Here is a 19,600-nt window from a genome sequence, read left to right on the forward strand (position 1 = left end):
GGGATCACTCTTCCATCGAAAGAGGACAGAAACGGTCCCTTTCCGGGTTTGGTCTTGAATCCCCCATGCACCGTTGCATCCGCACCATTACATCGTCCGCCCCGACTTTTCGTTGATGTCGGGTCAATCCTGCTGCGGAAAAACCGGCTGAGGAAACCCTTTATAAACATGCTCCTCCATCCTCTCCAGACCACACTCTGATCAATCTTAAGTAAGACTATATAGTAAGCAGTAAGAAGAATACCCCGTGGGTAGGTGAAAAACAAATTTTTTTCCTATGATGTCCCGTATCCAATTATCTTTATAAATTTATTACATATTTCTTTGGGAATTTGTCGAATAAACGCTGGCATGGAGTCAGGTCAGATATCGAGGAGGGCGGATTATTTCCGATGGGAAAAGAGAAGCCCCGCGAGGGCGGGGCTTTGGTGAGCGGTAGGCCAGATTCAGTTGTGCTTACTCGTCATTGTTGAAAACGCCGAGTATCTGCAACAGGCTGAGGAACAGGTTGTAGATGCTCACGTACAGACTTACTGTGGCGAGGATGTAGTTGTCTTCGCCGCCATGGACGAGCTGGCTCGTCTGGTAGAGGATGAGACCGGACATCAGCAGTATGAACATGGCCGACATCGCCAGGCCGACCAGCGGCAGCGAGAACACGATGGCGGCAAGCGAACCCAGAAATGCGACCAGGATGCCGACCATCAGGAACCCGCCAAGGAAACTGAAATCCTTCCGCGTGGTGAGCGCATATGCGGACAGTCCAAGGAAGATTGCGCCGGTGCCGCCGAGCGCCGTCATCACCGTCTCGCCACCGTTCGGGAGACCGAGATAGGCCTGGATGATGGGGCCCAGCGTCAGACCCATGAAGCCGGTCAGGGCGAATACCGCAGCCAGGCCCCAGGCGCTGTTACGCAGCTTGTGGGTCAGGAAAAGCAGTCCGAAGTAACCGACGAGCGTCACGATCAGGCCCGGATGGGGCAGGTTGAGCGCCATCGAAATCCCGGCCGTCGCAGCACTGAACAGCAGCGTCATCGACAACAGCGTATAGGTATTGCGGATGAGCTTGTTTGTGCCCAGTGCCGCCGCATGGGTATGCAGGGCGGTATTTTGCAGGGGATTCATCAGGTTTGGACCTCCGGTTTGGCTGATGTTATTCAATATAGATGCTCGATCGGGCCAATTCAAGACCGCAACCAGTAAGGTTTCCGCTCTTCTTACGTTTATCCGCGCATGCGGGGCAATAGATCAGGCCTGAACTGTCATCCGCGGCGATTTGCTGTAGAATAGCCGCTCGTTTCAAAGCCTTGCACAATCCGTTGGAGTTCGGAGAGGTGGCTGAGCGGCCGAAAGCGGCGGTCTTGAAAACCGTTGAAGGGCAACCTTCCGGGGGTTCGAATCCCTCCCTCTCCGCCATCTCCATACAGGCCGATCCCCTCCGGCCCGTATGCATGGAGCAGAATCACCTGATTTCGAAGGCCGGATCCGATGTGATTCGGCGGCTGGCGCGCGCGAATTGAGGACAACGCCGGTAAACGGCAGTGGCGCGCAGGGCGAATATCCCGCCTTTTCCGCCATACTATTCAGAATATGGGCTTTGACTGCCCGCACATTAACCCTTTCTCGTGTCCTTGTGATGTCCGCACCTCTCGAACGCAGGCCGCTGGCGCTGTTCCTGGCGGGCCCAACCACTACCGGCAAGACCGATCTCGCCGTGGAGATCGCGGCGCGGTTTGCCTGCGACATCATCAGCGTGGACTCGGCCATGATCTATCGCGGCATGGACATAGGGACGGCCAAGCCCGATCGCGACCTGCTGAATATCGCTCCCCACCATCTGATTGATATCTGCGATCCGTCCGAGAGTTATTCCGCCGCGCGATTCCGCGCCGATGCCCTCGAGGTGATTCACGGGGTCCACGCGCAGGGCCGGATTCCGCTGCTGGTCGGCGGCACTATGCTGTATTTCGAGGCGCTCGAACGCGGACTTTCCCGGCTGCCCGGCGCGGATGCCGGAATACGGGATCGGCTGGTGCTGGAGGCTCGTGAACTGGGCTGGGGAGTTCTGCACGAACGGCTGTCCCGCGTCGATCCGGCGGCGGCTATCCGCATACATCCCAACGACCCCCAGCGCATCCAGCGCGCGCTCGAGGTCCATGAGCTGACCGGCCGCGCCATGAGCGAACTGATGGCCGAGCGGGATGCTGAACCGTTTGCCTGTCATGCGGTCAAAATTCACATCGAGGTGAGCGACCGTGTCCAGTTGCACGAGCGGATCGAACGCAGGTTCCGCGACATGATGGCGAAGGGATTGCTGGAGGAAGTCGAATGCCTGCATCGACGCGGCGACCTGCATGCCGGGCTGCCGTCGATCCGGGCCGTGGGCTACCGGCAGCTGTGGCATCATCTGGATGGCGGGTCGACGCGGGAAACCGCCATCGATCAGGCCATTACGGCGACGCGTCAGCTGGCGAAGCGGCAACTCACCTGGTTGCGTTCGGAGCAGTGCGACGCCGGTTTCGACAGTTCTGACTCGAAAATTAGGGAAAAGGTATTGAAATACGTCGATGCGGCCACACATTACTAAGCGCAGGTCAGGTGATACAATATCCCACTGGGGTACCAGGATAGGGATATCACTATGTGGCGTCCTGTCATCGTTCGTAACATCGGATGCTGAGAAGAATACAAACAATAAGGAGAATTAAAATGGCGAAAGGACAGAGTCTGCAAGACCCTTTCCTGAATGCATTGCGCAAAGAGCATGTCCCGGTGTCCATCTATCTGGTCAACGGCATCAAGTTACAGGGACAGGTGGAATCATTCGACCAGTTCGTCGTGCTGCTGAAGAATTCGGTGAGCCAGATGGTCTACAAGCACGCGATTTCCACCATCGTTCCCTCGCGCAATATCAAGACGCCTTTTGCGGATGATTCACAAAGCGGCGGCGATGACTGATTGTCGCGGCAGGGGTTCCTGCGCGCTTGTTTGACAGACCTCAAAGCGGGACGCGGGCGGTACTCGTACATCTGGGTTTGCGCTCCCGGCTCTCATGGGAAGCTGCAGGCAGCTTCGAACAGCTGGCCACCTCGGCAGGCGTCACCCCCGTCGGCGAAATCCGCGGCGTACGTGACAGGCCGGATCCCAAGCTGTTCGTCGGGTCCGGCAAGGCTGATGAAATCCTCGCGACGGTCAAGAATAACAAGGCCGAGGTGGTCCTCTTCAATCACGAGCTCACCCCGGTGCAGGAGCGCAATCTCGAGCGTCACCTGAGCTGCCGGGTCGTCGATCGGACCGGCCTGATCCTGGATATCTTTGCACAGCGCGCCCGCACCTTCGAGGGCAAGCTGCAGGTCGAGCTCGCGCAACTCCAGCATCTCGCGACGCGCCTGGTGCGCGGGTGGTCTCACCTCGAGCGGCAGAAGGGCGGCATCGGCCTGCGCGGTCCGGGCGAAACCCAGCTCGAACTCGACCGTCGCCTGATCGGCCGGCGGATAAAGCAGCTGCACAAGCGCCTTGACAAGGTGCGACGCCACCGTCAGCTGAGCCGCAGCGCCCGCCGCAAGGCGACCGTGCCGGCGGTATCACTGGTGGGATACACCAATACCGGGAAGTCCACGCTGTTCAACCGCCTCACCGGCGCCGGGGTCTACGCGGCGGACCAGCTCTTCGCCACTCTTGATCCCACCCTGCGGCGGCTGGATCTTGCAGGCTTCGGACATGTCGTGCTCGCCGATACAGTTGGCTTCATCAATGACCTGCCCCCGGACCTCATCGCCGCGTTCCGCGCCACGCTGGAGGAGACCCAGGCGGCCGATCTGCTGCTCCATGTGATCGATTCACAGGACGAGGAACACGCGGCGCAGATCTCCGAAGTCAACCAGGTACTGCGGGACATCGGCGCGGGCGATATCCCGCAGATCGAGGTCTATAACAAGATAGATCTCGGGGCGGATCCGGTCGCGCGGATCGACCGCGACGCGGAGGGCATGCCGACACGGGTGTGGCTTTCGGCGCGCGACGGCCGCGGAATCGAGTTGCTGCAGCAGGCGATCCAGGAGCGGTTGCTGTCGCCGTCCGGAGCGGGGGCCGTGCAGGATGCGGCCGCCGGGCCGGCGGCGAGATCACTGCGCGCGCAGGTCAGGCTGGCCCCGGCCGCGGGGCGCATACGCGCCAAGCTGTACGAGTGGAATGTGGTCCGCGACGAACGCGTCACCGAAGGCGGGGAATGGATCATCGAGGTGATATTGAGGCCGGATATGTTAGGATACCTGCAGCGCCAGCCAGGTTGCCGCGTGGTCATCGAGGGAAGACGCGCGAACGCTGAGGAGCTTGCGGGGAGTCTGGCGGCACCATACAATCAGCCACCGTGCAAAACAATACAGATGGACGAATCGTGAACGGAGCTATGAAGTTACCGATGGCATGGAATGAACCGGGGGGATCCAAGGGCAAGGACCCGTGGGGAACCCAGGGAGACAAGCAGGGTCCACCCGACCTGGACGAGATCGTCCGCAAGCTGCAGGACAAGTTCAACGGGCTGTTCGGCGGCAAACGCGCAGGCAAGGGTGGCGGCACGACGGGCCCGGGACGCGTGTCGTCGTTCGGGATCAGCACCATTTTGCTGATCGTGCTGGTCCTGTGGGGCCTGTCAGGCATCTATACGATTCACGAAGGAAACCGCGGCGTGGTGCTGCGCTTCGGCAACTATCACGAGACCACCGAGGCGGGCCTGCACTGGCACCTGCCCTTTCCGGTTGAAACCGTCGACGTGGTGAACGTCGAGGAGATCCGTACCGCCGAGATCGGCTATCGTTCGGGGCTCGGCGGCCAGGGTTCACGCACGATGGCGCGCGAGGCCCTGATGCTGACCCAGGATGAGAACATAATCGACATAAAACTCGCCATCCAGTACAAGGTCAAGGACGCGAAGGATTATCTGTTCAACGTATCCAACCCCGACCTGACCCTGCACCAGTCGGCTGAAAGCGCCCTGCGCGAGACGATCGGCAAGAGCAAGATGGACTTCGTATTGACCGAGGGACGCACCGAGATAGTCATGCGCACCGAGGCGCTCACACAGGAAATCCTCGACCGTTACCAGGCCGGCCTTCTGGTCACCAGCGTCAACATGCAGGACGCGCAGCCGCCGGAGCAGGTACAGGATGCCTTCAACGACGCCGTCAAGGCGCGTGAGGATGAGGAGCGACTGCGGAACGAGGCACAGACCTACTCCAACGACATCATCCCGAAGGCTCGCGGTCAGGCCGCGCGCATGCTGGAAGAGGCCAATGCCTACAAGGCGCAGGTCATCGCAGAGGCGGAGGGCGAGGCGAGCCGCTTCACACAGATTCTCACCGAGTACAAGCAGGCTCCCGAGGTGACGCGCGAGCGCATCTATCTCGACGCGGTCAGTTCGATCATGAGCAACACCAGCAAGGTGGTCATCGATGTCAAGGATGGCAACAATCTGCTCTATCTGCCTCTGGATCGCCTGATCACCCCGGAAGGCAGGCGCGATCTGACCACCGACTCGTCCGGTGAACAGGGGCGCGCCGGAGCCGCTGCGTCCGGAGAAGATCCTTCGGTCGATCGGTCCCGCACGAGTCTGCGCAGCAGGGAGACGCGCTGATGGCACAGAACAAAATGTATATCCTGGTCGCGCTGGTGGCAGTGGCGCTGGGCCTCATGTCCTCCGCGTTCACCGTGAAGGAATGGGAGCGGGCGATCCTGTTTCAATTTGGCGAAGTGGTGCGTACAGATTACAAACCGGGCCTGCACTTCAAGATACCGGTCATCAACAACGTGAGGAAGTTCGACGGCCGCGTCATGACGCTCGACGCCGAACCTGAACGCTACCTCACCGCTGAAAAGAAGAACCTGATCGTCGACGCATTCGTCAAGTGGCGCATCGACGACATCAAGCAGTATTACACCGCCATGGGCGGCGATGCGGAGCGCACCAATCTGCGCCTGTCGCAGATCATCAAGGACGGACTGCGTGCCGAATTCGGCAAACGCACCATCCAGGAAGTGGTCTCCGGGGAACGCAAGGAGGTCATGGAGGTGCTGGCGGTGAACACCGAGGCCCAGGCCAAGAACTTCGGCATCCGCGTCGTTGACGTCCGCATCAAGCGCATCGACCTGCCCGAGGACATCAGTACCTCGGTCTACCGCCGCATGGAGGCCGAGCGTGCGCGCGTGGCCAAGGATCTGCGTTCGCGCGGCGCCGAAGCGGCCGAGCGCATCCGCGCGGATGCGGATCGCCAGCGCACCGTGATTGTGGCCGAGGCCTATCGGGAGTCTGAACAGATGCGCGGCGAGGGCGATGCCAAGGCTTCCGACCTGTACGCCACCGCGTTCAAGCGCGATCCGGAGTTCTTCTCGTTTTACCGCAGCATCAACGCCTACCGCGATTCGTTCAAGGACAAGGGGGATGTGCTGCTGATAGAGCCGGACAGCGACTTCTTCAAATACTTCAAGGACTCGAAGGGGAAGTAGCGCCATCGCCTGACGCGGGCATGGGCGAGTCAGGGATTTCCGGACAACGGGGAACGGGCGGACTCGATGTGGCAGGATGTGGCCGGTGCGGTTGCCCTGATCCTGGTGATAGAGGGCATTCTGCCGTTCATCAACCCGGCGGCGACGCGGCGCGCCCTGCTGACGCTGGCGAGAATGGATGACCATGCCTTGCGTTTTGCGGGCCTCACCTGCATGCTCGCGGGCGTGATCATACTGTACCTCATAAGGTGAGTTCTATACCTCATCAGGTGAGTTGCCGCCGGAGGCGGGCGGGCCGAATGCCGCCGCCGTTCACTGACTTGTTCACAGATCGCGCATGAAAGAATCCCGCCTGGAAGCCGCCGCCAACCGCTGGGTCCTCCCCGACGGGGTGGATGAATATCTGCCGCCGGAGGCGGAGGCGCTGGAACGGTTGCGCCGCGAACTGCTCGACATGCTCCGCGGCTGGGGCTACGAGCTTGTCATCCCGCCGCTGATCGAATATCTGGAATCGCTGCTCGTAGGCGCCGGCCACGATCTCGAACTCGAGACCTTCAAGCTCATCGACCAGGCCACCGGGCGGTTGCTCGGTGTGCGCGCCGACATGACGCCGCAGGCGGCGCGGATCGACGCCCACCAGCTGATGCGCAACACCCCGGTCCGCCTGTGCTACCTGGACTCGGTCCTGCACACGCGCCGCAACGGCTTCGCCAGTTCGCGTAATCCACTTCAGCTCGGCGCCGAACTCTACGGCCACGCCGGCATCGAGAGTGACATCGAGATGCTGCGCCTGATGGTGCGCTGTCTGCGGGTCGCGGGACTCACGTCGTTTTACGTCGACATCGGCCATGTCGGCATCTTTCGCGCGCTGGCGCGCGAGGCCGGACTGGAGGAGGGGCGCGAAGCGACCCTGTTCGACGCCCTCCAGCGCAAGGCCAAGCCGGAAATCGAGGCGTTCCTCGCCGATGGCACCATCACAGACCGCCACCGCCGCATGCTGACCGCGCTGGTCGACTTGAACGGCCACACCGACGTCCTCGACGAGGCGCGCGCGACGTTCAAGTCCGCGGGCCGGGACGTGCACCTCGCGCTGGACAACCTGCAGCAGATGGCGGCCGCGGCGCAATGCCAGTTCGCGAGCATCAATCTGCACTATGATCTCGCCGAACTGCGTGGCTACCGCTACCAGTCCGGAGTGGTCTTCGCAGCCTTCGCCTCCGGCTTTGGCCAGGAGATCGCGCGCGGCGGGCGGTATGACGAGATCGGCCGCCTATTCGGCCGCACCCGGCCCGCCACCGGCTTCAGCACCGACCTCAAGACCCTGCTGGCGCTGTCCCCCGGCGTGAACGGACCGAAGCAGGCGATCCTGTCGCCCCCGTGGAGCGATGACGACGAATTGCGCAAGCTGATACGCAGTCTGCGCGCCGAAGGCGAGCGGGTCATCTACACCCTGCCGGGACAGTCCCTGGACCTGGTCGAAATGGGCTGCGACCGGGTGATCGAGCGCCGCGACGGCCGCTGGACGGTGGTTGCGGCCGGCGCGCCGCCGGTATAAGGTACGCACCGGCGCAACAGGGGTATTTGCCAGACGATACGGGCGGGGCAAATGGGGAAGAAGGTTGTCATCATAGGCAGTCAGTGGGGCGACGAGGGCAAGGGCAAGATCGTCGACCTGCTCACCGAACAAGTGAACGCGGTCGTCCGTTTTCAGGGCGGGCACAACGCCGGCCATACCCTGGTGATCAACGGCAAGAAGACCGTGCTGCATCTGATACCCTCCGGCATCCTGCACGAAAAGGTCGAATGCATCATCGGCAACGGGGTGGTGCTGTCGCCGAGCGCCCTGATCGAGGAGCTCGACATGCTCGAGCAGCAGGGCGTGCAATACGCCGGTCGCCTCAAGATCAGCGGGGCGTGCCCGCTCATACTTCCGTGCCACGTCGCGCTTGATCGCGCGCGCGAGGCGGCGCGTGGGTCGAAGGCCATCGGTACCACCGGGCGCGGCATCGGTCCGGCCTACGAGGACAAGGTGGCGCGGCGCAGCGTGCGCCTGAGCGACCTGTTCCACCGCGAGCTGTTCGCCGCCAAGCTCGGCGAGATGCTCGATTACCACAATTTCATCCTGCAGAACTACTACAAGGCCGACCCGGTCGATTTCCAGAAGGTGCTCGACCAGACACTGGCCCTGCAGGAAAGGCTGGAACCGCTGGTCGCCGATGTGACCGAACTGATGTACCGTTACAAGCGCGATGACGCGAGCATCCTGTTCGAAGGGGCGCAGGGGACGATGCTCGACATCGACCACGGCACCTATCCCTACGTCACCTCCTCCAATACCGTGGCCGGGGGCGCCTCCACCGGCAGCGGCATGGGGCCGCTCGCCTTCGACAGCGTTCTCGGCATCACAAAGTCCTACACCACGCGGGTAGGGTCGGGTCCGTTCCCGACCGAGCTTTCCGACGCCGTCGGCATGCATCTTGCGAGCCGCGGCCACGAATTCGGTTCCACCACCGGGCGGCCGCGCCGCTGCGGCTGGTTCGATGCGGTCGCGCTGCGCCGCGCGGTGCAGTTGAACAGCCTCAGCAGCCTGTGCGTCACCAAACTCGACGTTCTCGACGGCCTCGACACCATCCGCATCTGCAACGAATACCGCTACAAGGGCGCCGGTGCGGAAAAGCGAAAGGCCGCCATGATGTCGCCTGGCAGCGCCTCCACCCTCGACGAGTGCGAGCCGGTATATGTAGATATGCCGGGCTGGAAACAGCCTACCACCGGGGTACGGAGCTACGGCGATCTGCCCGCGCAGGCGCGTGACTACCTGAAGCGCATCGAGGATCTGGTCGAGACGCCAATCGATATAATTTCCACCGGCCCCGACCGCAACGAGACCATTGTCCTGAGACACCCCTTCGCCTGACCGGCGCCGAACAACGCATAGTGCGCGGGTATTCCATGTCTCTGCGCGTTGTACCCCGCATTAATCGATCATAGTCCGCAGACATAACCCCTGCGTCAGTTTTTCGCGCGTCTGCCACATCTGTGCCGCAGCGAGTGTTGCATTAAGTACGGCCGCCGTGCATAATGCGAATCCTTCTCATTAATGTTATTGTTATGCAGGGGATCTTTCATTGAGTACCGTTGATGCATGCCGGCCGGGATTCCGGTCCGGCCTTCGATCAGTATTGCGCAGAGGCGCCGTATCGGGGCCGCGGCATCAATTCGGCTGCGCCAGCGGGTTCGGTCGCGATGCGTGATACCGAACGGACTTTGTCATCCTCCAGGGCTGCCGGACCGAAGCCGGTCGAGCCGCGCTCGATCGAGAGCGGTGAGCTCCTCGGTGCATCGAGCCAGGTGTTCATACTTCACGCGGGCCATGTATACACGCTGCGCCGGATCAAGGAGAACAAATTGATACTTACCAAGTGATGCGACCGAGCAAGACAAGATAAACAGCAAGCATGTTCATCACCAGCCAGCCACCCAGGGCATACGTCCCAGGCAGTCAGCCATGATGATAATTAAATCCATCAAAGGAGACTGCACCGATGCATGCCTTACCCGATCACCTGAAAGCCCTGCGCCCTCTCGTGCGCGCCGTCCGGATCTCCCAGACCCTGGCAGGCGCCAGGACGGAGGCGGTGGATGACCGCCTGTCTCGCAGGGCCACACCGGCCCGGATGCTCCCGCTGGCAGCCATGATGATGGCCGGGTTGTCGTTCAACGCCGCTGCCGATGACGCCACAAACAGCGCCGAAGGCGGCGTACAGCTGCCGGAGGTCAACGTGAGCGCCGACGCGGAGGTATCGCAGGACGGCTATCAGGCAACCACAACGCGCGTCGGCAGGACACCGCAGAATCCGCACGAGGTTCCCCAGGCCGTGACCACGGTGACGCGGACGCTGATGGATGAACAGAAGGCCGGCTCCCTGCGCGAGGCCTTGCGCAACGTCTCCGGCCTTACCTTCAATGCGGCGGAGGGCGGCCGTGCCGGGGATAATATGATGCTGCGCGGATTCTACACCTACGGTGACATGTACCTGGACGGCATGCGCGACACCGCCCAGTACAACCGCGAGATCTTCAATCTCGAGCAGATCGACGTGCTGCGCGGCGCCGGCGCCATGCTGTTCGGGCGCGGCCAGGCCGGCGGCGTGATCAACCAGGTGAGCAAGGTTCCGTATCTCGCCGACCGTAACAGCGTCGGCGCCAGCGTGGGCACCGATGATTATCGGCAGTTGACCGGCGACTTCAACAAGCGACTCGGCGACACCATGGCGCTGAGGGTGAACCTGATGACGCGCGACGAGGGCAGCTGGCGTTCCAATCCGGCCAACGGGGACGAGCCCGAGATCCACCGCGACGGCGTTGCCGGCAGCTTCGGTTATGGGCTCGGCACCGCCAACGAGTTCATCATCAGCCATGTACGCACGGAAACCGACGACATCCCGGACTACGGATTTCCCTTCGATGCGACCACGCGTGGGCCGACCGAAAACTTTGAACCCGACACCTACTGGGGCACAGACCTGAACTTCGACGAAAGCGAAACGAACGTCTCGACCGCGACCTACACGCACCGGTTCTCCTCCGACACTGCGTGGCGCACCCAGCTGCGCAAGGGCGATTACGAGCGCAGCTACTGGGCGCGTACGCCCAGCGCAACGCAGGCACCGAACGCAGAGGGCATCGTTCTCGGCGGTGGCGGCAATCCCAATGCCGGGCCGACCCGCATGATGGACTACGAGACCCTGGCCCTGCAGTCGGACTTCAACAGCGCCTTCGAGGCCTGGGGCATGCCGCACCAGTACGTGGTGGGCGTCGAATACCTCAACGAGGACAGCTTCCGCTCCGCGCTGGAGAACCTGGGCGGGACCACTGTCGGCGATCCGCCGTTCTTCCGCCCATACGTCGGCACGACGACGGGCAATCCGGTCGAGTTCGATTCCGATTCTTACGCCATCTTCGGACAGGATACGGTGGAATTCATCCCGCGCTGGAAGGCCACCCTGGGCGCGCGTCGCGACTACATGGACGCCGAGTTCTCCAGCGACACCTCGCCGCGCCTGAAGTACGGCGAATGGAGCACACGCGCCGCGCTCTCCTTCCATCCGACGGACGAGACGCACTACTACCTGAGCCGCAGCGATTCCTTCAGCCCGACCGCGGACCTCTACCAGCTCACCGTCGAGCCCCTGCCGCCAGAACGCAGCCAGGTACTGGAGCTGGGCGGGAAGTGGCTGCTCCAGGGCGGCGACCTGGCGCTGCGCGCCGCGGTCTACCGCGCCGAGAAGGAATGGGAGCGCAACAACGATCTCGAGGCCACGGCGGCCATCCTGACCAGGGAACGCCGCACCGACGGGCTCGAGCTGGAAGCCGCCGGGCGCATCACCGCGCAGTGGGATATCTTCGCCGGCGTGGCGTTCATGGACGCGGAAATCCTGGAGGTCGCCGAGAATGTCAACGCGAATACCGGTGTGATCACCAGCGCGAACCCCGAGTACAAGGGCAAGCGCGCCCGCAATACGCCTCCCTATACCGCCAACGTGTGGTCGACCTACAGGCTTGCCGGCGGCTGGAAGGTCGGCGGCGGGGCCGAGGCGAAGGGCGATCGTTACGGCTACAACCCGAGCGGCGCGGGCGCGATCCCGACCCTGCCCGGCGGGACGGCGTTCCGTCCCAACACGGCCCCGTCCTATGTGCGCTGGGATGCCCTCGTCTCCTATGAACGGCCGACGTGGGAGGTGATGCTGAACATTCAGAACCTGCTCGACGACGTCTGGTACGACTCGGTGTATGACAACGGCACGTTTACGATCCCGGGGACAGGCCGCAGATTCATCCTCTCCGGGGAATACAAGTTCTGAGCATGAACGGGACGCGAGTCGATCACCGCCGGGGGAGGCGTCGATGCTGATCACCATCGACGACGTGCTGACCCCGGCTGAGCTGGCGACCGTGAAAGACAGACTGGAACGGTCCGTCTGGGCCGGCGGCGAGATCACCGCCGGGACCCAGGCGGCCCTGTCCAAGAACAACCGGCAGTTGCCGGAGGATGCCGAGCATCTGCCGGCGCTGCGCCGGATCGTGCTCGGCGCCTTGCAGCGCAACCCGCTGTTTTTCACTGCAGCGCTGCCGGCCCGGATCCTGCCACCCTTTTTCAACCGCTACGAGGGCGACCAGAACTACTACGGGAACCACGTCGACGGCGCCATGCGAATCCTGCCTGAAGGCGGTTACCTGCGCGCCGACGTGTCCGCCACGCTGTTTCTGTCGGAGCCGGAAGAGTACGAAGGCGGAGTGCTTGCCATCGAGGATACCTTCGGCAACCGGGAGGTCAAGTTCAGGGCGGGCAGCATGGTGGTCTATCCCTCCAGTTCCGTGCATCAGGTGACGCCGGTCACGCGCGGCCGGCGCATCGCCTGTTTCATGTTCATCCAGAGCATGGTGCGCGACGCGGGCCGGCGCCGCCTGCTGTACGACATGGACATGGCCCTGTTGCAACTGCGACAGGCGCACGGAGAAACGGCCCCGGTGGTGCGCCTGACGGGCGTCTACCATAATCTGCTGCGGCATTGGGCGGAGGGCTGAGATGAAACCGGAATTGAGGGCGCACGCGCCGCCCGCTGGCGGGGTGCCGGCGCCGCATCCGCAACCCCGCGCAACGGCGGCGGGCGAGACCGGAAGCGTGCGGCGCGCGCACCTGGAGGCGATCCCGCGCGAGATCGCCGCCGTCGCCGACTACGTCCCGTTCGCGCGCGAGCGACTGGATGACAACGCCTGGGCCTATATCTCGGGCGGTGCGGCGGATGAACCGACCCTGCGCTGGAACCGGGAATCCTTTGACCGCCTGCGCCTCAAGCCGCGCGTGCTTGTCCCGGTGGCGGGCGGACATACGCGGACCTCGCTGTTCGGTGTCGAATACCCTCATCCCATGCTGCTGGCGCCGGTGGCCTATCAGCGCCTCGCTCACCATGAGGGCGAGCGCGCGGTGGTGCAGGCAGCGGCGGCCATGGATACGGCCATGGTGGTAAGCACCCTGTCCAGTGTCCGGCTGGAGGATATCGCCGGTGCCGCGCCCGCGATGCTTTGGTTCCAGCTGTACATGCAACCCGACCGCGCCTTCACCCGCGCCCTGGTGGAACGCGCCGAAGCCTGCGGCTGCCGCGTGCTGGTAGTGACCGTGGATGCGCCGATCAACGGCATCCGCAACCGCGAGCAACGGGCCGGTTTCCGCCTGCCGCCGGATGTCGTCGCGCTGAACCTGCAGGGCATGGCGACTGTGCCGGAGCGACAGCTCGCACCGGATCAGAGCCAGGTCTTCGACGGACTGATGGCGCACGCACCTGCCTGGGCAGACCTGGAATGGCTGCGCGGCATCACCAGGCTGCCCATCGTCATCAAGGGGATCCTGGCGCCGGAAGACGCGCTGCGTGCGGCGGACATCGGGGCCGACGGCGTGGTGGTTTCCAACCATGGTGGACGGACGCTGGACTCATTGCCCACCGCCATCGATGCCTTGCCCGCGATCGCCGAGGCGGCGGCTGGCCGCCTGACCCTGCTGCTGGACGGCGGCATATGCCGCGGCACCGATGTGCTCAAGGCCCTGGCCCTGGGCGCGAGCGCGGTGATGATCGGGCGGTCGTATGTCTACGCACTGGCCGCCGCCGGACCCCTGGGGGTCGCGCATGTCATCCGTATCCTCCGCGACGAGCTGGAAGCCGCCATGGCCCTGACGGGGTGCGCGACGATCAGGGATATCAGTCGCCGGGTGCTTTTCGACGACAGTGCCGCCCGGCGGGATTCTTCGGTTTCTGTTTCCGGATGATCTTCATGCGGAGTCTTGTGTCGAGCAATATCAGCCTGTTGTCCGCGCTCCCTGTCGATGCCGGGATGGTGGGGAAAGGGAGAGGCGTGCTGACGGCGGATCGCCTGGGTCCGTTGGCGGGCGTCATCGCCGCGCATCTCGCGCTGCTGTTCTGGGCCAATTCCGTGATGATGCACGAGGCGTCGATGTCGACATCCTCGGCCCCGGTCGTGACGGGCGTCCTGCTGGCCCCGCCCGCCCCCGAGCCGGTGGTCGAGCCACCCAAACCACTGCCGATGAAGCGCCCGGTGCCCAGAGAACCGGAGCCGGTGCCGCCGGAAGAACCCCTCGTCGATATCCCGATCGTTCCTCCCGATGAGCTCGCGAGCGAGGAGGTGATCACCCAGGCCGCGCCCGCCCCGGCTCCGCCCGAGGAGGGCGAGCCCGAACCGGAGGCGCCCCGGGTGATCCCGCCGCGCATCGATGCCAGTCAGCTCGACAATCCTGCGCCCACCTATCCCGCGCGGTCGCGCCAGCTGCGGGAGCAGGGCCGGGTACTGCTGGACGTCTATATCCTCCCGGACGGCAGCGTGGGCGAGATCCGTCTGAGGGCGTCCAGCGGATTCCAGCGGCTGGATCGCTCCGCGCTGGAGACGGTGAAGCTGTGGCGTTATGTTCCGGCCATGCGTGGTGGCCAGCCGATTCCCTATTGGTACGTGCAGCCTATCAATTTTTTACTGCGCTAGGAGAGCGGGGCGCGGACGGTGGATTTTTGACTGGATAGCTATTTAACGAGGACGCTGAAACATGACGAGTAACTCATACGATATGGCCGCCCTCTGGTCACAGGGCGATTTTGTCATCAAGGGCATCGTGGTCCTGCTCCTGACAATGTCCGTCGCGAGCTGGTATGTGATCGTGACCCGTGCCTGGCGCCTGATGAAGCTGCGCCGCGCCTCGCGTGCCGCCGCGGATTTCTGGCACGCGCAAAGCTTCGGCGAGGGGATGCACATCCTCGACGCATACGGCAGGGAGAATCCGTTTCACCGCCTGGCTGATGAGGGCAAGGCGGCGGTGGATCATCACGCGATGAACCGGACGGACCTGCACGGCCAGATGAGCCTGGCCGAATGGCTGACCTCCAGCCTGCGCGGCAGCATCGACGAATCGATCGAGCGCATGCAGCACGGCCTGTTCATCCTCGCCTCGGTCGGCTCCACCGCGCCCTTCGTCGGCCTGTTCGGGACCGTGTGGGGGATCTACCATGCGCTGGTCAGCATCGGCAGCTCGGGCCAGGTCGGCATCGAAAAGGTGGCCGGGCCCGTGGGCGAGGCGCTGATCATGACCGCGCTCGGACTGGCCGTCGCCATCCCCGCCGTGCTGGCGTACAACGCGCTGATCCGCGGCAACAAGACGATGCAGAGCCGTCTCAACCGCTTCGCCCATCAGCTGCATGCCTATTTCATCACCGGCACGCCGATCTCCCGCAACGGGACCGCGGGCGCGGCGAAGCCGGCGGTGAGCGCCGTCGCGGGGGCGCGCTGACATGGCATTCGGGAGTGATTTCGACGACGGCGAAGACGTAATGAACGAGATCAACATGACGCCGCTGGTGGACGTCATGCTGGTGCTGCTGATCATCTTCATCATCGCGATACCCGTGCTGACGAATGCCGTGAAGCTGGATCTGCCGCGCGCGCAGGCCAATCCCGACGAGGTGAAGCCGGAACGCGTCACGCTTTCCGTTTCGGCCGACGGCGTGGTGCACTGGAATGACGCGGCCGTGGGTGAGGGTGAGCTCCAGTCGCTGCTCGACCAGGCCGCCGCCCGGCAGCCGCAGCCGGAGATTGCGATCCGCGGCGATCGCACGACCGACTATGAGCATGTCATCCAGGTGATGGCCGCCGCGCAGCGCGCCGGAATCCTGAAGCTGGGATTCGTGACAGTGCCGGGCGGGAGTTAGGCGTACCGACGGGAGACAGGCCGCGTGCCGTCTCCAGTCGCACCCGCCGATACGTTAATATTTCTTCATCATATTCAAATATATGAATACATTTTATTGGCCTGTCCGATGTTTTTTCGCAATTCGTGCCTATAATGACGGCGTTTGATGGCCCTGCGGTTCATTCAGGCTGCCGCGATCATCAGGCAAGGGTCAACCGACAGCGCCGGGTTCGGTCAACATGGGGCCGGCATCATGACGGTTGGGTCAGTAACAAATGTTCGTCATCACGCTGTGGTGACGGACGGAGGCTGGAAATTTGTGAGCAACAATGTCAATGAGTCACGCCGCGACTTCCTCAGGAAGTCCGCGTATGTGGCTCCGGTAATTTTGTCGATGTATGCAGCACCATCTCTTGCCGGCACGGGCTCTCCCAAGAAACCTCATGACGATAACAACGGCAAGGGCCATACGACGCTTCGACACCAGAAGCACAAGCATCTCAGCTTTTTTCAGGCTTTCCGCGCGGCAGTGCGTAAAGCGTTCACCTGAGTCACTGCTGCCGCTTTAACCAGCATCAACCTTTGGAAAAGGGCCCGTATTTCGGGCCCTTTTTTTATTGGAGGCTTCAACCGGCATATTGTCGACCTGAACCGCGTTCGTGCGCCGGCACCTGAAGTCTGTGCCTCCCGCTGCAGGGCTGGACCCGTCACGGCGATGGAACGGAGGATTTATTTTCCGCGATGGCGTGAAGACACGGACCGCGCTGAATCCGGCGCGATCGAGGGAGGAATCCGTGCAGCCGGAGATATGCCTGGCCCGTGTCCGCCGTAAAGGCGGACGCGTGAGCAGCCTGACTGCAGGGGACTTTATTGAATTGGTGCCGAGGAGAGGACTTGAACCTCCACGGGGTTGCCCCCGCTAGCACCTGAAGCTAGTGCGTCTACCAATTTCGCCACCTCGGCTTATTCCGCGGCCGGAACCTTGACGCTGCGGCCGCGAAACTGCGCAACTTTACCCAGACAATGTCATAATGTCAAACCGCGGCATGTCGCCAAGCGGTGATAAGTCGTTATTATAATAAGCACAACCATGACAAAACAGTCCTCCAAAATCGATCCCCACGCGGCCCGCGAGGCCCGTAAATACGAACTCCCGATCAAGAGCCGGGAATTCATCCTTGAGCACCTGCAGGGGCGCGAGACGCTGCTCAGCCTGGAACAGCTCGCGCGCGAGCTCGGCCTCACCGACGAGACCGGCATCGAGGCCCTGCGCAAGCGCCTGAACGCCATGGAGCGCGACGGCCAGCTGGTGCGCAACCGCCGCGGGCGCTACGGCGTCGCCAGCAAGATGAACGTGGTGCGCGGCCGCGTCATCGGCCATCAGGACGGATTTGGTTTCCTGGTGCCGGACGACGGCAGCGACGACCTGTTCCTGTCCGCCAAGCAGCTGCGCTCGGTGATGCACGGTGACCGCGTCATCGCCAAGGTTATCGGCGTCGATCGCCGCGGGCGCCGCGAGGGCGCCCTGGTCGAGGTGCTGGAACGCAATACCCAGGAGGTCGTCGGGCGTTATTACAGCGAGGGCGGTCTCGGCTTCGTGGTCTCCAGCAACAAGCGCATCAGCCAGGAGATCGTCATCCCGCCGGACCAGCGCGGCGGGGCGAACGAGGGCCAGATCGTGGTGGCCGCCCTCACCGAGCAGCCGAGCCAGCATTCCCAGCCGGTCGGCCGCGTCGTCGAGGTGCTGGGCGACCGCATGGCGCCCGGCATGGAGATCGAAATCGCCATCCGTACCCATGAGCTGCCCGACCGCTGGCCGGACGAAGTCGAGAAAGAGGCGGCCGTCTTCCCCGAATCGGTACCGTCGAGTTCCGTATACGGGCGTGAGGACCTGCGCCTGTATCCCCTTGTCACCATCGACGGGGAGGACGCGCGCGACTTCGACGATGCGGTCTATTGCGAGCGCAGCGGCCGCGGCTGGCGCCTGATCGTGGCGATCGCCGACGTCTCGCACTATGTGCGTCCCGACAGCGCGCTCGACAGGGAGGCGCTCAATCGCGGCAACTCGGTGTATTTTCCGGAACGCGTGCTCCCGATGCTGCCGGAGGCGCTGTCCAACCATCTGTGTTCGCTGCGTCCGAAGGTGGACCGCCTGTGCATGGCCTGCGAACTGACCGTCACCCAGGCCGGCCGCGTCACCGGTTACCGCTTCTTCGAGGCGGTGATGTGCTCGCACGCGCGCCTGACCTACAATGAAGTGGCGGCCATGCTGATCGACGGCAACCCGCAGCTCATCGACACCCACAAGGAGCTGCTGCCGCACCTGCAGAACCTGCACCAGCTGTACCAGGCGCTGCTCAAGGAGCGTGAAAAACGCGGCGCCATCGACTTCGATTCCAAGGAGACGCGCATCATCTTCGGTGAGCGGCGCAAGATCAGCAAGATCGTGCCGCTGGTGCGCAACGATGCCCACCGCATGATCGAGGAATGCATGATCGCGGCGAATGTCGCGGCGGCGTCCTATCTGCTCGAACAGAACATTGCGATTATTTTCCGCACCCATCCGCAGCCCGACCAGCAGAAACTCGAGGATTTGCGCGGCTTCCTGCGCGAACTCGGCATCAAGCTCGCCGGCGGCGAGCAGCCGCGGGCGCGCGATTACGCGCGCCTGATGGTCGAAGTGGCCGGCCGCCCCGACCGCCGCCTGATCGATACGGTGCTGCTGCGCAGCCTGCCGCAGGCGATGTACACGGCGGAAAACATCGGGCACTTCGGCCTGGCGCTCGATGCCTACACCCATTTCACCTCGCCGATCCGGCGCTACCCGGATCTGCTGGTGCATCGCGCCATCCGCCACGCCCTGAGCGGACAGCCGGCGGGTGACTTCAGCTACAGCACCTCAGATATGCAGACGCTGGGCGATCACTGTTCCATGACCGAGCGTCGCGCCGACGAGGCCACGCGCGACGCCGTTGACTGGCTCAAGTGCGAGTTCGTCATGAGCGAGATCGGCAAGGTATTCAACGGCATCATCACCGGCGTGACGAGCTTCGGCCTGTTCGTCGAGCTGGACGACATCTACGTGCAGGGTCTGGTGCACGTCACCACGCTGGGCGACGACTACTACCAGTTCGATCCGGTCAAGCACCTGCTCTACGGCGAGCGCAGCGGTGTCACCTACCGCCTGGCCGACAAGATCGAGGTGAAGGTGGTGCGGGTCGATCTCGACGAGCGTTCCATCGACTTCGTGCTCGCCGAACAGCGCCCCGCGCGGAAATCCGCGCCGCGCGCGGGCAAGAAGGGCAGCAGCCGTACCGGCAGCAAGCCGGCGCGGCGCAAATCGCGCTGAGT

At 63.3% G+C, this 19,600-nt stretch carries 18 protein-coding genes and 2 tRNA genes; 18 read left to right on the top strand and 2 right to left on the bottom strand.

The window, feature by feature from the left end; translation table 11 throughout:
* Window positions 1-456 precede the first annotated feature (456 nt).
* The gene (locus IPK65_08885) at window positions 457-1,125 is read right to left on the bottom strand and encodes a Bax inhibitor-1/YccA family protein (protein MBK8163243.1); all 669 of its coding nucleotides are present in this window, start codon (window positions 1,123-1,125) and stop codon (window positions 457-459) included.
* A 203-nt stretch (window positions 1,126-1,328) separates the two neighbouring features.
* Here IPK65_08885 and IPK65_08890 point away from each other — a divergent pair.
* The 17 genes from IPK65_08890 (at window position 1,329) to IPK65_08970 (ending at window position 16,799) form a co-directional block, all read left to right on the top strand.
* Window positions 1,329-1,416: transfer RNA gene (locus tag IPK65_08890), tRNA-Ser, on the top strand.
* A gap of 220 nt (window positions 1,417-1,636) precedes the next feature.
* On the top strand, window positions 1,637-2,587 hold the full coding sequence (gene miaA / locus IPK65_08895; protein MBK8163244.1) for a tRNA (adenosine(37)-N6)-dimethylallyltransferase MiaA: 951 nt from the start codon (window positions 1,637-1,639) through the stop codon (window positions 2,585-2,587).
* Window positions 2,588-2,709: 122 nt separating this feature from the next.
* The gene (hfq, locus tag IPK65_08900; GenBank protein MBK8163245.1) at window positions 2,710-2,958 is read left to right on the top strand and encodes an RNA chaperone Hfq; all 249 of its coding nucleotides are present in this window, start codon (window positions 2,710-2,712) and stop codon (window positions 2,956-2,958) included.
* 26 nt (window positions 2,959-2,984) lie between these two features.
* Entirely contained in the window at window positions 2,985-4,400 is a 1,416-nt protein-coding gene (gene hflX / locus IPK65_08905) for a GTPase HflX (GenBank protein MBK8163246.1), read from the top strand.
* 20 nt (window positions 4,401-4,420) lie between these two features.
* Window positions 4,421-5,632, top strand: coding sequence for an FtsH protease activity modulator HflK (gene hflK / locus IPK65_08910; GenBank protein MBK8163247.1), 1,212 nt, complete (start codon window positions 4,421-4,423; stop codon window positions 5,630-5,632).
* Window positions 5,632-6,501 carry a protease modulator HflC gene (hflC, locus tag IPK65_08915; protein ID MBK8163248.1) on the top strand — a complete coding sequence of 290 codons (870 nt, stop codon included), beginning with the start codon at window positions 5,632-5,634 and terminating at the stop codon, window positions 6,499-6,501. Before hflK ends, hflC begins: the two co-directional genes overlap by 1 nt.
* Before the next feature lie 66 nt (window positions 6,502-6,567).
* Window positions 6,568-6,753: a DUF2065 domain-containing protein gene (locus IPK65_08920; GenBank protein ID MBK8163249.1), complete on the top strand. Its 186-nt coding sequence runs from the start codon at window positions 6,568-6,570 to the stop codon at window positions 6,751-6,753.
* Window positions 6,754-6,838: 85 nt separating this feature from the next.
* Complete coding sequence (locus IPK65_08925) at window positions 6,839-8,056, top strand: ATP phosphoribosyltransferase regulatory subunit (protein ID MBK8163250.1); 1,218 nt, start codon at window positions 6,839-6,841, stop codon at window positions 8,054-8,056.
* Between the two features lie 51 nt (window positions 8,057-8,107).
* Complete coding sequence (locus tag IPK65_08930; protein ID MBK8163251.1) at window positions 8,108-9,418, top strand: adenylosuccinate synthase; 1,311 nt, start codon at window positions 8,108-8,110, stop codon at window positions 9,416-9,418.
* A 329-nt stretch (window positions 9,419-9,747) separates the two neighbouring features.
* Window positions 9,748-9,927 carry a hemin uptake protein HemP gene (locus IPK65_08935; protein ID MBK8163252.1) on the top strand — a complete coding sequence of 60 codons (180 nt, stop codon included), beginning with the start codon at window positions 9,748-9,750 and terminating at the stop codon, window positions 9,925-9,927.
* A gap of 272 nt (window positions 9,928-10,199) precedes the next feature.
* Window positions 10,200-12,365 carry a TonB-dependent siderophore receptor gene (locus tag IPK65_08940; GenBank protein ID MBK8163253.1) on the top strand — a complete coding sequence of 722 codons (2,166 nt, stop codon included), beginning with the start codon at window positions 10,200-10,202 and terminating at the stop codon, window positions 12,363-12,365.
* 43 nt (window positions 12,366-12,408) lie between these two features.
* Window positions 12,409-13,089 carry a Fe2+-dependent dioxygenase gene (locus IPK65_08945; GenBank protein ID MBK8163254.1) on the top strand — a complete coding sequence of 227 codons (681 nt, stop codon included), beginning with the start codon at window positions 12,409-12,411 and terminating at the stop codon, window positions 13,087-13,089.
* Between the two features lies 1 nt (window position 13,090).
* Window positions 13,091-14,326 carry an alpha-hydroxy-acid oxidizing protein gene (locus IPK65_08950; GenBank protein ID MBK8163255.1) on the top strand — a complete coding sequence of 412 codons (1,236 nt, stop codon included), beginning with the start codon at window positions 13,091-13,093 and terminating at the stop codon, window positions 14,324-14,326.
* 5 nt (window positions 14,327-14,331) lie between these two features.
* The gene (locus IPK65_08955) at window positions 14,332-15,051 is read left to right on the top strand and encodes an energy transducer TonB (protein ID MBK8163256.1); all 720 of its coding nucleotides are present in this window, start codon (window positions 14,332-14,334) and stop codon (window positions 15,049-15,051) included.
* A gap of 61 nt (window positions 15,052-15,112) precedes the next feature.
* A complete protein-coding gene (locus IPK65_08960) occupies window positions 15,113-15,850 on the top strand; it encodes a MotA/TolQ/ExbB proton channel family protein (protein ID MBK8163257.1) in 738 nt (245 codons plus the stop codon).
* Window position 15,851: 1 nt separating this feature from the next.
* Complete coding sequence (locus IPK65_08965) at window positions 15,852-16,268, top strand: biopolymer transporter ExbD (GenBank protein MBK8163258.1); 417 nt, start codon at window positions 15,852-15,854, stop codon at window positions 16,266-16,268.
* A gap of 147 nt (window positions 16,269-16,415) precedes the next feature.
* Window positions 16,416-16,799, top strand: a complete 384-nt coding sequence (locus IPK65_08970; GenBank protein ID MBK8163259.1) for a hypothetical protein — start codon at window positions 16,416-16,418, stop codon at window positions 16,797-16,799.
* 326 nt (window positions 16,800-17,125) lie between these two features.
* Here the strand turns inward: IPK65_08970 and IPK65_08975 are convergent.
* Window positions 17,126-17,212, bottom strand: a tRNA-Leu gene (locus IPK65_08975).
* A gap of 127 nt (window positions 17,213-17,339) precedes the next feature.
* On the opposite strand from IPK65_08975, the gene rnr reads away from it, so the two are divergent.
* Window positions 17,340-19,598, top strand: a complete 2,259-nt coding sequence (rnr, locus tag IPK65_08980) for a ribonuclease R (protein MBK8163260.1) — start codon at window positions 17,340-17,342, stop codon at window positions 19,596-19,598.
* Window positions 19,599-19,600: the final 2 nt, after the last annotated feature.

The organism is Gammaproteobacteria bacterium, assembly GCA_016712635.1.
Lineage (GTDB): Bacteria > Pseudomonadota > Gammaproteobacteria > SZUA-140 > SZUA-140 > JADJWH01.

Excerpts from the sequence above, each read along its gene's own strand:
- IPK65_08885 (MBK8163243.1), bottom strand. The coding sequence starts at position 1,125 with ATGAATCCCCTGCAAAATACCGCCCTGCATACCCATGCGGCGGCACTG.
- miaA (MBK8163244.1), top strand. The coding sequence starts at position 1,637 with ATGTCCGCACCTCTCGAACGCAGGCCGCTGGCGCTGTTCCTGGCGGGC.
- hfq (MBK8163245.1), top strand. The coding sequence starts at position 2,710 with ATGGCGAAAGGACAGAGTCTGCAAGACCCTTTCCTGAATGCATTGCGC.
- hflK (MBK8163247.1), top strand. The coding sequence starts at position 4,421 with ATGGCATGGAATGAACCGGGGGGATCCAAGGGCAAGGACCCGTGGGGA.
- hflC (MBK8163248.1), top strand. The coding sequence starts at position 5,632 with ATGGCACAGAACAAAATGTATATCCTGGTCGCGCTGGTGGCAGTGGCG.
- IPK65_08920 (MBK8163249.1), top strand. The coding sequence starts at position 6,568 with ATGTGGCAGGATGTGGCCGGTGCGGTTGCCCTGATCCTGGTGATAGAG.
- IPK65_08925 (MBK8163250.1), top strand. The coding sequence starts at position 6,839 with ATGAAAGAATCCCGCCTGGAAGCCGCCGCCAACCGCTGGGTCCTCCCC.
- IPK65_08930 (MBK8163251.1), top strand. The coding sequence starts at position 8,108 with ATGGGGAAGAAGGTTGTCATCATAGGCAGTCAGTGGGGCGACGAGGGC.
- IPK65_08935 (MBK8163252.1), top strand. The coding sequence starts at position 9,748 with ATGCGTGATACCGAACGGACTTTGTCATCCTCCAGGGCTGCCGGACCG.
- IPK65_08940 (MBK8163253.1), top strand. The coding sequence starts at position 10,200 with ATGATGGCCGGGTTGTCGTTCAACGCCGCTGCCGATGACGCCACAAAC.
- IPK65_08945 (MBK8163254.1), top strand. The coding sequence starts at position 12,409 with ATGCTGATCACCATCGACGACGTGCTGACCCCGGCTGAGCTGGCGACC.
- IPK65_08950 (MBK8163255.1), top strand. The coding sequence starts at position 13,091 with ATGAAACCGGAATTGAGGGCGCACGCGCCGCCCGCTGGCGGGGTGCCG.
- IPK65_08955 (MBK8163256.1), top strand. The coding sequence starts at position 14,332 with ATGCGGAGTCTTGTGTCGAGCAATATCAGCCTGTTGTCCGCGCTCCCT.
- IPK65_08960 (MBK8163257.1), top strand. The coding sequence starts at position 15,113 with ATGACGAGTAACTCATACGATATGGCCGCCCTCTGGTCACAGGGCGAT.
- IPK65_08965 (MBK8163258.1), top strand. The coding sequence starts at position 15,852 with ATGGCATTCGGGAGTGATTTCGACGACGGCGAAGACGTAATGAACGAG.
- IPK65_08970 (MBK8163259.1), top strand. The coding sequence starts at position 16,416 with ATGGCCCTGCGGTTCATTCAGGCTGCCGCGATCATCAGGCAAGGGTCA.
- rnr (MBK8163260.1), top strand. The coding sequence starts at position 17,340 with ATGACAAAACAGTCCTCCAAAATCGATCCCCACGCGGCCCGCGAGGCC.